This window comes from Mixta sp. Marseille-Q2659, from assembly GCF_940807255.1.
Lineage (GTDB): Bacteria > Pseudomonadota > Gammaproteobacteria > Enterobacterales > Enterobacteriaceae > Mixta.
Genome location: NZ_CALNWY010000011.1, coordinates 17,148 through 29,625, shown reverse-complemented (window position 1 = coordinate 29,625; position 12,478 = coordinate 17,148). Strand labels below are relative to the sequence as shown.

The 12,478-nt window shown below is 54.7% G+C and carries 10 protein-coding genes, 1 pseudogene and 1 riboswitch; of the genes and pseudogenes, 5 read left to right on the top strand and 6 right to left on the bottom strand.

The genetic code is table 11. The features are described from left to right. Positions 1 to 119 precede the first annotated feature (119 nt). From thiD to P3C52_RS10030, 4 genes are all read right to left on the bottom strand, one after another. Positions 120 to 920, bottom strand: a complete 801-nt coding sequence (gene thiD / locus P3C52_RS10045) for a bifunctional hydroxymethylpyrimidine kinase/phosphomethylpyrimidine kinase (protein WP_275554869.1) — start codon at positions 918 to 920, stop codon at positions 120 to 122. Beyond that, positions 917 to 1,708, bottom strand: coding sequence for a hydroxyethylthiazole kinase (gene thiM / locus P3C52_RS10040; RefSeq protein WP_275554868.1), 792 nt, complete (start codon positions 1,706 to 1,708; stop codon positions 917 to 919). Before thiM ends, thiD begins: the two co-directional genes overlap by 4 nt. A gap of 33 nt (positions 1,709 to 1,741) precedes the next feature. After that, positions 1,742 to 1,838: riboswitch (TPP riboswitch) on the bottom strand. Between the two features lie 257 nt (positions 1,839 to 2,095). After that, on the bottom strand, positions 2,096 to 2,587 hold the full coding sequence (gene tssD / locus P3C52_RS10035) for a type VI secretion system tube protein TssD (protein WP_275554867.1): 492 nt from the start codon (positions 2,585 to 2,587) through the stop codon (positions 2,096 to 2,098). 239 nt (positions 2,588 to 2,826) lie between these two features. Further along, entirely contained in the window at positions 2,827 to 3,216 is a 390-nt protein-coding gene (locus P3C52_RS10030; protein WP_275554936.1) for a DUF2778 domain-containing protein, read from the bottom strand. 524 nt (positions 3,217 to 3,740) lie between these two features. On the opposite strand from P3C52_RS10030, the pseudogene P3C52_RS10025 reads away from it, so the two are divergent. Continuing rightward, a pseudogene (locus P3C52_RS10025) lies at positions 3,741 to 3,956 on the top strand (ATP-binding cassette domain-containing protein); the annotation flags it as partial. 84 nt (positions 3,957 to 4,040) lie between these two features. Here P3C52_RS10025 and mltB read toward each other — a convergent pair. Together mltB and eco are read right to left on the bottom strand one after the other, a co-directional pair. After that, positions 4,041 to 5,111, bottom strand: a complete 1,071-nt coding sequence (mltB, locus tag P3C52_RS10020) for a lytic murein transglycosylase B (protein ID WP_275554866.1) — start codon at positions 5,109 to 5,111, stop codon at positions 4,041 to 4,043. Positions 5,112 to 5,524: 413 nt separating this feature from the next. Further along, complete coding sequence (gene eco, locus P3C52_RS10015) at positions 5,525 to 6,028, bottom strand: serine protease inhibitor ecotin (protein ID WP_275554865.1); 504 nt, start codon at positions 6,026 to 6,028, stop codon at positions 5,525 to 5,527. Between the two features lie 412 nt (positions 6,029 to 6,440). Between eco and P3C52_RS10010 the strand changes: the two genes are divergently transcribed. The 4 genes from P3C52_RS10010 (at position 6,441) to P3C52_RS09995 (ending at position 12,446) form a co-directional block, all read left to right on the top strand. Beyond that, positions 6,441 to 7,859 (top strand): sugar porter family MFS transporter, encoded by a 1,419-nt coding sequence (locus tag P3C52_RS10010; RefSeq protein ID WP_275554864.1) that lies wholly within the window; start codon positions 6,441 to 6,443, stop codon positions 7,857 to 7,859. Between the two features lie 369 nt (positions 7,860 to 8,228). Continuing rightward, the gene (locus P3C52_RS10005; RefSeq protein ID WP_275554863.1) at positions 8,229 to 9,341 is read left to right on the top strand and encodes a NapC/NirT family cytochrome c; all 1,113 of its coding nucleotides are present in this window, start codon (positions 8,229 to 8,231) and stop codon (positions 9,339 to 9,341) included. Next, positions 9,338 to 11,815: a trimethylamine-N-oxide reductase TorA gene (gene torA / locus P3C52_RS10000; protein WP_275554862.1), complete on the top strand. Its 2,478-nt coding sequence runs from the start codon at positions 9,338 to 9,340 to the stop codon at positions 11,813 to 11,815. Before P3C52_RS10005 ends, torA begins: the two co-directional genes overlap by 4 nt. A 175-nt stretch (positions 11,816 to 11,990) precedes the next feature. After that, positions 11,991 to 12,446, top strand: coding sequence for a GNAT family N-acetyltransferase (locus P3C52_RS09995; RefSeq protein WP_275554861.1), 456 nt, complete (start codon positions 11,991 to 11,993; stop codon positions 12,444 to 12,446). Positions 12,447 to 12,478: the final 32 nt, after the last annotated feature.

The following is a 12,478-nucleotide window of genomic DNA, read 5'->3' as shown; positions in this document are numbered from 1 at the left end:
TTTACGCCCTGGCAGCCCAACATGTTTACACCTGTCGGAATAAAGCGGATAACGCTATTTTTCCGACAGCGTTACGGTCTCCGCTGACCAAAGAGGTTATGCGCCTCCTGCCTTAAGCTCTACCACCATTGGTGGAAGTGATGTACCGGCCCAATGCCTTTCCCCACCTGCAGCGTATCAGCCTGCGCAAGCGCCTCCTGTAGCCAGCTTTTGGCCGCAGCGATCGTGCTGCTCCAGTCAGGATAACGCGGACGTAACGCGGCCAGGGCGGACGAGAGCGTACAGCCGGTGCCGTGCGTATTGCGCGTGGCGATGCGCGGCGCGCTAAAGCGTTGCTCTCCTTCACGCGTAAACAGCCAGTCCGGGCTTTCGGCATCGCTAAGGTGTCCGCCCTTCATCAGCACTGCTTCGCAGCCCAACGCCAGCAGCGCTCTGCCCTGCTGTTTCATTTCCGCCTCGTCAGTGGCGTGGCGGGTCTCCAGTAAAGCCGCTGCCTCCGGCAGGTTCGGCGTAATTAAAGAGGCTTGCGGCAGCAAACGCTGACGCAGCGTCTCTATCGCCTGCGGCGACAGCAGCGCATCGCCGCTTTTCGCCAGCATCACCGTGTCCAGCACCAGCCAGGGAATATCGGCGCGGCGTAGCCTTTCCGCAACGGCCTCCACAATATCGCTTTCCGCCAGCATGCCAATCTTGGCGCTGTCGATACGTACATCGCTCAATACCGAATCGAGCTGGGCCGCGACAAAATCGGGCTCGATACGATACACCGACTGCACGCCACAGGTATTTTGCGCCACCAGCGCAGTAATAACGCTGGTGCCATAAGCGCCCAGTGCGGAAAAGGTTTTCAGATCGGCCTGAATACCTGCGCCGCCGCTGGGATCGGTGCCGGCAATGGTTAAAGCGTTAATTCGCATCATGCCAGCGCCTCCGCGTTTAGTTGCCACAGCGCATCGAGAAAGGCGGGAATAAAACTGCCCGGCCCTGCCGCTGTAGCTGCTGCCTGGGCGCCAGCGCAGGAAAGAATGCGACAGGCGCTGGCAACATGCAGCAGGCGGTCGCCCGGCAGCGATGCAAAGCCCGCAACGACGGCAGAAAGCGCACAACCGGTGCCGACCACGCGCGTCATCAGCGGCGAGCCGCCCGGTACGCACAGCGTGCGATCGCCATCGGTGACGTAATCAACCTCGCCGGTAATGACCACGATAGTTGCACAGCGCTGGGCCAGCTGCTGCGCGGCGGAAAGCGCCGCTTCCGCCGGATGCTGCGTATCGACGCCGCGTCCGCCGCCCTGCTGCTGAGCCAGCGCCAGGATTTCAGAGGCGTTACCGCGCACGGCGGCCGGTTTAAGCGCCAGCAGTTGCTGGCAGAACGCGCTGCGAAAATGCAGCGCGCCGACGGCCACCGGATCGAGCGTCCAGGGTGTACCCGCCGTATTTGCCGCGTTGACCGCCGCCAGCATCGCCTCTGAGCGCGCACGGGTTAGCGTACCGACGTTGATTAACAGTGCATCGGCAATGGCGCTAAACTGTGCCGCTTCTTCAGCGTCAATAACCATCGCTGGCGAGGCCTGAAGCGCCAGCAGCACGTTAGCGGTAAAAGATTGCACCACATCGTTAGTCATACAGTGAACCAGCGGCGCACGCTGGCGGAACAGAGAAAGTGAGTGCGCGATATGCGCGGTGTCAGGCAGGACAGGCTGTTTCATAATGCTCCTGGCCGGCGCTCAAGAAGGCAATGCCGGTCAGGCATCTGACTTCCCTACGCTGGCATTATCCAGATCAGGTAATACGGGTATTTCTCAGCCTTCACAAAGAAGGGCACCCCGAGTCATTTCATTCAAATCGATAGGTTGGGATTAATACTCTTCATTAATCCCTGAACAGGATAATGCCAGCAGGATATCTATCAAACAAGTCCTAAATAGTGCCAGCGTTCCAGATTGCGACCCAAAAGTTTGTTAAAGGCACGTGGATTACAGGCAGTAAAAACCATCTGTATAGCAGGTGACACTGATTGCGCATCACAGGAGCGTACATTTTCGGCACTGACGGCAACGGAAAGTAAGAGGGCCATAGCAGCCCTTTCTTATTCATTATGCTGAAGGTCTTTCGTTCCATGCGTCCATATATTGGATGTTCCCATCCAATATTTTCCATGTGATTTTTTCGTACTGCATAGAAACAGATTCCATATGATTCATTTTGTCATTGGCTGCAATTTTACAGTTAGGAACACCACAATTTACACCAGTGATCTTCACGTTCTCCATCAAAACAGAGTAATAAGCGACCTCTTGCCCTGCATCGTTGATATGATAGAAACGAACCTCTGCGCTTTTCAGCGCCTGTCCTGTAGCAGCTGCTTTGTATAGATATGGACTTGAACTATCAACTTCTTTTTCAAAGTTAAAAGGAGCATGTTGGCGGGTTCCTGTGATTTTTCCGTTACTGCTATCTACCAGAATATTTATCCCATGGCTCATTCCTAAAACTTCAATTGCCCCTTCACGATCCTGAACATCTACAGACCCTTTAATATCTGCACCACCATCATCTTTAATCCATAGGTACGGGGAAATTGGCATTTTATTTTCTGATTAACTTTACTGTTATGAAATAAAGGCCAAATGAAATTATGAAATTGAAGGTAATTAAAACATAGTCATAACTAAAATAAATATCTTCGGGGGAAGGTTCCGAACTAAACCAATACGCGATTCTTATTGCTGTATTATTTCTAATTATTGGATGTTCAGATAAATAGCGGACATCTGTCCATGACAAAGTACAAAACAGGACAATAAACCAAATCAGCTTTAACATACTACGGGCAAGTTTTTGGATAACCACTATCGATCACCTCAATTGTGCCATATGGCTCTAATGCCGTTCCCGGTACCTTATCCTTTTTCGTTCTTAACAAAGCATCTCTCCGTCTTGCATAACCTGATTGATTGGTCAGAGTTATACATCCATCAGAAACTCGCCCCGGATGAAGCCTGAAACCACCTCTGGAAACGCCCCTGTAAAACGTTTGATCATCTACCTTTCCATCTGCGCGAAATAGAGCGAACCATGCAGAGTGATCAACGTGATAGTAAAATGTGCTTTTATACTTATCGATTCCCCATGCCCTGATCTGGTTAGCTTTACTGCCGGCTGGCCTGTCAACAATATAATATTTCCCAGGTGGCAAAGCCCGATTATCAGTGATGATCCCGCAAGCGCCTTTGTTCCCGTAAGCACCATTGCCAGAAAAGCCATAAATACGCCGATACCGTCAAAGACTAAGGGGAGTAATCCGCACCGTTTAAAATCAACCGTCCATGCAAAGTCATAGCAATCCTTTATTTTCCATAGGTCTTTGTTCACTAATCGTTCATCTAAGCCATCAGGCAGACGAACAATTTATTTCTGGAAAAGTTCTGCTTTGGATAAACAAAATCTATACCCAATCCAAACCGTCACATTTTCCAGGCACCCGCCAGTGTAATCCTTCTTTTGCCTCTGCTTGCTCTTGTGATTTCACGATTGTTATAGAAGTGACAACCTTCCTGCATGACTAACGGCTCAGTTTCACTATCACAGCACCTGTCATTAAGAAATCTTTGTACCAGCCAGCACTCATTTTGCTGTTTTAATCGTTCACCCTACTCAGGCAGGCGTTCAGCAACCTGAACAGGATGAATGCCCTCTCGCTGGACTAATGGAATGCCAGATAAAGCAAAAGGATGGGTAATTGCGCATCTGTATAGCGGTCAATCTTCAGGAAGTAACAAAATCGTGGTTCTGATTGGTGAAAATGGCGCGGGAAAATCCACCATGACGAAAATGTTGGCTGGCGTAGAAGCACCCTCTTCCGGTCAAATATTACTTAATGGTAAACCTGTTACGTTTAATTCAACGCAGCAGGCTGAATCCCATGGCATCAGCATTATTTTTCAGGAGCTGAACCGTTTGTTGGTAAATGCGCTGTGAAACCGGCAGTTTCCCGGAAAAATGCCGCAGCCCTGATCGCTGCGGCACGCATCAATCTTACTATCGCGCCAGGCTTACCGCCTCGCCCAGCTGCCAGACCGCCATCGCATAGTGATTGCTGTGGTTATAGCGGGTAATCACATAGAAGTTGGGTAAGCCGTACCAGTACTGGTAATACTTGCCCATATCGAAACGCAACAGGCTGACCTGCGGATTGCCGTTAATAGGCGTTTGCGGACGCAAACCCGCCGCCGTCAGGCTACTGATGCTGTAACGGGTTTTAAAGCCGCTCTCCAGCCCTGGCGCCTGCCCGCTGGCCGGTACGGCAACGGTTTCGCCCGCCTGCCAGCCGTGCTGTTTGAAATAGTTCGCTACGCTGCCGATAGCATCCACCGGATCCCACAGATTGATATGTCCGTCGCCGTTAAAATCGACGGCATACTGCTTCTCAGAGGAAGGCATAAACTGCCCGTAGCCCATCGCGCCTGCATAAGAGCCACGCAGGTCAAGCGGGTCCTGCCCTTCCTGACGCGCCATCAATAAGAAGGTTTCCAGCTCGCTGCTGAAAAACTCGGCGCGGCGCGGATAGGCGAAAGAGAGCGTTGCTAACGCATCAATAATGCGGGTTTTGCCCATTACGCGGCCCCAACGGGTTTCCACGCCGATAATGCCGACAATGATCTCTGGCGGAACGCCATATTCTCGCTGCGCACGCTGCAACGCATCCTGATACTGATTCCAGAAGGCGACGCCGTTTTGCACGTTGCCCGGCGTGATAAATTTATTGCGATAGCGAATCCAGGCACCGTTAGGGCCAGACGGCGCCTGATAGCTGGGCGCCTGGCGATCCATCAGCCGCAGCACCCAGTCCAGCCGTTTTGCCTGCGCCAGCACATCGTGCAGCTGCTGACGGTTAAAGCCATGCTCCTGCACCATTTTATCGACAAAACGCTCGGCGGCCGGATTACCGGCAAAGTCGCCGCTTAGCGGATGAATTTCATGGTCGGGCTTCAGTAAAAAGCCGCCATTTCCGAGAAACGGGTTGCCGCTTTGCGGCGCGGTGGCGGGCGGTTTGCTGCTACAGGCAGCCAGAGTCAGGATCAGCGGTAGAAGAAGGCCAGAATAACGCATTACAAATCCATTCAGCGGTGAAAAAGAATTAATGGTAAGCAGTGATCCGCGCCAGGTAAAAGAAAATTCCTAAAATAAGAAAAATATTTTTTGCGCGATTAAAACGGTAAAAACGGGCAAAAGAAAGTTAATCGCCCTTTCATCATTAAAACAGGGCCTTTTCCGGCAGATATTCTGGTTGAGAAGGCAGCGCAGCGGCAGATAACAGAGGATAAAGAGTAATACACCGCGAAGCGGGCAGCCGAGGATAAAACGTCAAGCACATCGGGGATGCCAGACGGAGAGCAAAACGTTAGACGCAACGAGGCTGTCAGCCGGAGAGCAAAACGTTAGACGCAGCGGGGGCTGTCAGCCGGAAAGCAAAAGTCATATGCAGCGAGGCTGGCTACACCGCCGCCCCGCTGATGGGCTCGTTATTTCTTAACCGCGTCGTTTACCGTTTCGTCAGCCTGCCACAGGCGATATTTCACCTGCACATCCGCAGGCGTATAAACCACGATCGGCAGCTTGCTGTTATAGCGCTGCAGACTGTGCTGGCCCAGGTTAGCGGCAACAAATTCCTGATGCGTGGTTTTATCCGGGCACATCATCATAGTCGAGGCCGGCGGGCTTACTTTGGTTACCACAAAATAGTCATATCCCCAGCCTTCCAGCGTTTTTTGCTCCATTTCAGCGCCCATGATACGGCGATTACAGTCTACTTCCAGCGTCTTACCAATCAGCAGTTCAACCTTGTAGCGATCTTCATTAGCCTTCTGCGGCAGATAAATGACCTGGCGCACCTGCCCTTTCTCCGCTTGCGGATAAGGCGCCACGGCTTTTAACGGTTGATCGGCTGGCGCCGCCTTTTGCATGTCGCTGGCGTTGGCTGCTGTCGCGATAAACAGGGCGCTCAGCATTAACGTTTTATATTTCATCTTCTCTTCCCGCAGTTTGATAACGCAATTAACTACGTTAACTCAAAGTAACAACAGTTAACGCTGCATATTATCAACAAAATCGCATAAAAATCCACAAATTGACCTGCTTATAGCGCAAGTCAATGTGCCGCTGGCGGCAGGAAACATCCGCAGTCCGCAGTCCGCAGTCCGCAGTCCGCAGTCCGCAGTCCGCAGTCCGCAGTCCGCAGTCCGCAAATGATTTTCCAACGGCCATCATCTGGCGTCATAGCGATTTGCCCGCCTATCCTGGAGATTAAAGCGAGATCTCCATCACAAAAGCTCCGGCAGCAGCAGGAATATCCATCTCTATGGACCATTTGCCATCACGCCTGGCACAAAGAATTTTGTATGTTGCCGGATGATGCAGCACTTTAACCTGGAGCCGTAAATGTCTTACGTAAACAGTAATTTAGATATAAGCGATATGCACAGACGCAAAGTGCGTCGTATGAATTTGTTTATCTCTTTTTCCGCCGCGCTGGCTGGCCTGCTGTTCGGGCTGGACATTGGCGTGATAGCCGGGGCGCTGCCCTTTATTACCGATCATTTTTCGCTTACCAGCCATCAACAGGAGTGGGTTGTCAGCAGCATGATGCTGGGCGCGGCGCTGGGCGCAATCTGTAACGGCTGGGTCTCCTCGCGGCTGGGACGCAAATACAGCCTGATGGCTGGCGCAGTGTTATTTATTATCGGTTCGTTGGGATCGGCATTTGCCAACAGCCTGGAACTGTTACTGGCGGCGCGCGTGGTGTTGGGCGTCGCGGTCGGCATCGCCTCCTATACCGCCCCGCTGTATCTTTCGGAAATGGCCAGCGAACATATTCGCGGCAAGATGATCAGTATGTATCAGCTGATGATTACCTTTGGCATTCTGCTGGCGTTTCTCTCTGATACCGCTCTGAGCTACAGCGGCAACTGGCGCGCCATGCTGGGTATTCTTGCGCTGCCGGCGGTGCTGTTATTTGGTTTGGTGATTTTTCTGCCGAACAGCCCGCGCTGGCTGGCGGCCAAGGGGCTGCATATCGAAGCGGAAGAAGTGCTGCGCATGTTGCGCGATACCTCTGATAAAGCGCGGGCGGAACTCAATGAAATCCGTCAGAGCCTGCAAATGAAACAGGGCGGCTGGGCGCTGTTTAAGCGCAACAACAATGTGCGGCGCGCGGTATTTCTCGGCATGTTGTTGCAGGCAATGCAGCAGTTTACCGGTATGAATATCATCATGTACTACGCGCCACAAATTTTTAAAATGGCGGGCTTCAGCAATACGCAGCAGCAGATGATGGCGACCGTTGTGGTCGGGCTGACCTTTATGCTGGCGACGCTGATTGCGGTCTTTACCGTCGATAAAGCGGGCCGCAAGCCGGTACTGAAAATTGGTTTTTCGGTGATGGCGTTTGCTACGCTGGTGCTGGGCTATTGCCTGATGCAGGCCGGAAAAGGCGAGATCAGCAGCGGCCTCTCCTGGCTGTCGGTCGGGATGACCATGATGTGCATTGCTGGCTACGCGATGAGCGCCGCGCCGGTAGTCTGGATCCTCTGCTCAGAGATCCAGCCGCTGAAATGCCGTGATTTCGGCATTACCTGCTCAACCACCACCAACTGGGTAGCCAATATGATTATCGGCGCGACTTTCCTGACCTTGCTGGACAGCATTGGCGCGGCCGGTACTTTCTGGCTTTATACCGGTTTTAACCTGGCATTTATCGTTATCACCTTCTGGCTCATTCCCGAAACCAAAAACGTCACGCTGGAACATATCGAGAAGAACCTGATGGCCGGTAAAAAGCTGCGTGATTTAGGGCAATAACGACCCGCTTAATCTTTACAGGCGCGGCCCCGGCGGGCCGCCCTGTCTCAGATTTCCCTCCCGAACCGCTTTACCAAGCGTCTTACCCTGATGGCATTGCCGTAGCTTCATGGGCCGTCTTTTCTTGCTTTCAGTATGTTGTAACTAAGCAAAGCGCCCGTTACTGCCTTTGTCACCTTTCTCGCTACGCGCTTCGCTAAAGCTTCCTTTCTTTGATACTGCACAATCCGCACGTACTCATTTAGAGGTATACAGAACTGCTTTTTTCACGGGCGCAAGGCCGTGGCGATAAATAATTATAAACCAGGAGGTTACATGGCGAAGAGCAGGCGGTGTTTAAGCTTCGCGTGGCTTAGAAGCTGGCGGGTGATGGGGTTGTTATTACTGGGCGCGATTGCGGGCGTGGTCATTTTAGCCACCAGCGTAACGATAATGCACAAAACCAGCGACAGCGAGTTTTGCGTCTCATGCCACAGTATGCAGCGTCCGCTGGCGGAGTATCAGGGCAGTATCCACTTTCAAAACCCGGCGGGTATTCGCGCCGAATGTGCCGATTGCCATGTTCCGCCCCAGCCGGTGGATTACATGCTGACCAAAATGGGCGCGCTGAAAGATGTGGTGGGCGAGATTAGCGGCAAGATCGACAGCGAAGAGAAATATAACGCCCATAAACTCACCATGGCGGAATCGGTGTGGAAAACCATGAAGGCCAACGATTCCGCCACCTGCCGCAGCTGCCACAGCTTTGACGCGATGGACCTGCTGGCTCAGCGCCCGGAAGCGCGTAAGGCACATCCCACCGCGATCCGCGAAGGCCAGACCTGTATCGACTGTCACCGCGGCGTGGCGCACATTTTACCCGATATGAGCGCCAGCAACGCCAGCGGCGCGAGTCAGCTGATGGCTGCCGCCGCTCACGCCTCTGTGAAAGCCACCACGCTGTATGCCGTCAAGACTCAGCCTTTCCGCCTTGCCGCCACCGGTGAAGCCGCTGATGGCACCCTGTTCCCATCCACAAAAGTCACGGTTTTACAGCGCGACGGCGAACAGCTGCAGGCCCGTCTTAACGGCTGGCAGCAGCAGGACGTGCCGGGCGCAATCTATGCCGCGCCGGGCAAACGCATCATGAGCGCGGTGCTGGATGAAAGCGCGGCGGAAAAAGTGCAGGTGCTGAACACGCAGACCGATAGCGAAACCGGCCAGCAGTGGAATCAGGTCTCGTTAACCTTCTGGCTGCCGAAAAACATCCTCATCGAAGATCAGCAGAAAATCTGGCAGTACGCCGCCGGACTGATGTCGGCTAACTGCACCGGCTGCCACGGTCTGACCGCGCTGGATCACTTTAACGCCAACCAATGGATCGGCGTGATGAAAGGGATGGCGCCGCGCACCTCGCTGGATGAGGAGCAGTTGCGCTTACTGACGCAATACGCACAGAAACATGCCAGTGATATGACGATTTCAGAGGGAAGCGAAAAATGACAAAAGGTCAATTCTCCGGCTGGTCACGCCGACGTTTTTTACAGGCCAGCGGCGGGCTGCTGGCCGCCAGCGCGCTGCAGGCGAGCTTTAGCAAATCGGCACTGGCGCAGGCCATCAGCCAGGCGCTGCCGCAGTTTACCGCCCTGCGTCCGGCGCAAAAAGGCATTCTGACCGCCGCTCATTGGGGCGCTTTCGAGGCGATAGTGGAAGAAGGTCGGATGGTCGGCGTTCAGCCGGTACAGGACGATCCGGCCCCCAACGAACTGATTAGCATGGCGCCCTGGCAGGTTTATGCGCCGAACCGCATTAAAACGCCGATGGTGCGCAAAAGCTGGCTGGAAAACGGCCCCGGTAGCCGGCCGGAACTGCGCGGACGCGACGAGTGGGTCGCGGTCAGCTGGGATAAAGCCATTGCGCTGGTCAGCGATGAAATTCGCCGTCTGCAACAAAATGACGGCCCTTCCTCGATATATGCAGGTTCCTACGGCTGGAAAAGCACCGGCATGCTACACAACTGCCGCGCCCTGCTGCATCGCCTGATGAATCTTTCCGGCGGCTTCCTCAGCTACAGCGGCGACTATTCCACCGGCGCGGCGCAGGTGATTATGTCGCACGTGGTCGGCTCCATGGAGGTGTACGAGCAGCAAACCAGCTGGCCCAACGTGCTGGAGAACAGCGAGCTGGTGATCCTCTGGGGCTGTAATCCGCAGACCACGCTGAAAAACAGCTGGAACGTGCCGGATCACGTGGGGCTGGACGGTTTTGCGCAGCTGGCGAACAAAGGCACCAGGGTTATTTCCATCGATCCGGTTCATCAGCCGGGCGCGAAAGCGCTGGGCGCACAGTGGATCGCGCCGCATGCCTACACCGATTCGGCGCTGATAATGGGCATCGCCCACACCTTGCTCAGCGAACAGCTGCATGATGAAGCCTTCCTGAAACGCTATACCGTCGGCTTCGATCGTTTCCGCGCCAGCCTGCTGGGTGAAAGCGACGGCGTGGTGAAAAGCGCCGACTGGGCCAGCGAGATATGCGGCGTGGAAGCGGAGACGATCCGCCAGCTGGCGCGCGAAATGGCAAGCAAGCGCACCATGATCATGGGCGGCTGGGGCATTCAGCGCCAGCATCACGGCGAACAGCCGCACTGGCTGCTGGTTACGCTGGCGGCGATGCTGGGCCAGATTGGTCTGCCGGGCGGCGGCTTCGGCTTCGGCTATCACTACTCTTCCGGCGGCAGCCCGACGGCGCGCGGCGGCATTATTTCCGGCATCAGCGCAGGCGAGGCGCCGAAAAACGCTCCGGCGCCGATTCCGGTTGCGCGTATCGCCGACTGTCTGGCAAATCCTGGCAAAACCATTAACTTCAATGGCCGTCAGGTCACCTATCCTGAGGTAAAAATGGTTTATGTGGCGGGCGGCAACCCGTTCCATCATCATCAGGACACTAATAACCTGCTCAAGGCCTGGCAGAGGCCGGAAACTATTGTGGTGCAGGAGCCTTACTGGACGGCGACGGCCAAACATGCCGATATTGTGCTGCCCTGCACCACCAGCTATGAGCGCAACGATCTGGAGATGGGCGGCGACTATTCCCAGCTCTATGTCTTCCCGATGCGCCAGTGCGTGCCGCCGCAGCATCAGGCGCGCAATGACTTCGATATTTTCCGCGCCATCGCCGCCCGTCTGGGCGTCGAACAAGCCTTTAGCGAAGGCCGGGACGAAATGCTGTGGCTGAAGTCGATGTACGACAATATGAAAAGCCAGGCGCGTACCGCTGGCGTGGCGCTGCCGCCGTTCGATATGTTCTGGAACGCCAACAGCTATATCCGTTTCCCAATCCCTGAGGCCAACAAACAGTGGGTGCGCTTTGCCGATTTTCGCGCCGATCCACTGCTGAATCCGCTGGGCACCCCTTCCGGCAAGATCGAGATTTTCTCGCAGCGCATCGCCGCGATGAATTATGCCGACTGCCCCGGCCTGCCCGGCTGGCTGCCGCCGCATGAGTGGCGCGGCAGTGAACAGGCCAAACGCTGGCCGCTGTCGCTGAACACCGCGCATCCCGTCTACCGCCTGCATTCCCAGCTGGATAATACGCCGCTGCGCGAGAAGCATGCGGTCGCCAACCGCGAGGAGATTCTAATTAACGAGCAGGATGCCGCGCAGCGTGGAATTAGCAGCGGCGATCTGGTGCGCGCCTTTAACGATCGCGGGCAGATCCTGGTTGGTGCCGTGGTCACAAAAGATATTCGCCCCGGCGTAGTGCGCATCAGCGAAGGCGCCTGGTACGATCCTGCCGATCCCGCCGAACCTGGCACGCTGTGCCGCAACGGTAACGTCAACTGCCTGACATTTGATATTGGCACTTCGATGCTGGCGCAGGGCAACTGCGGCCATATGGCGCAGCTGGAGATTGAAAAATATCAGGACGACGCGCCGCCGAATACCGCGCACGCCGTACCGTCCGGCGTCGCCTGATCCGATCGTTCTCCTGCAGACGCCGCCATTGCATCGCTCTGGCGGCGTTTTTTTAGCCATTCTGCTGCTGTTACGCTTTTCTGCTACCGCTCACGCCACCGTTTCGTTTTAAACCTGCTAATTTTATTAACATCTGCCCACGCGCAGCTCTGCGTCTGAGTATTAAGGAGAAGTCATGCACATTCGTCCCTTTACCGAAGCCGACCGGCCTTTTCTACGCACGCTGTTTCTTGCCGCGCGCCGGGAAAACTGGACCTGGCTCGATCCGGCAGGCTGGCAGCTGGAGGATTTCGATCGCGTGGTAATGGGAGAAGAGATTCTGGTTGCCGAAGAGGATGGTCACCGGCTGGGCTTTGCCGCCTGGCTGGAAAATGACAATTTTCTGCACAGCCTGTTTATCGATCCGCAATTTCAGGGGCGCGGCGCAGGCAGCGCGCTGCTGCGCGCGGTGCAGGAACGCTTCACCTCAACCGGCGCGCTGAAATGTTTGCTGGCGAATAAAGAGGCGCAGGCTTTTTATCGGCATCATGGCTGGGAGATTGTTTCACAGGGGGAAAGCGAACACGGCAGCTACGTGCTGATGCACTATAAAAAAGCGGCAACGGTGCGCTATGCAGGCCAGAAAAATTAATTTAACTTATTGATAATATTTAACTTATTCAT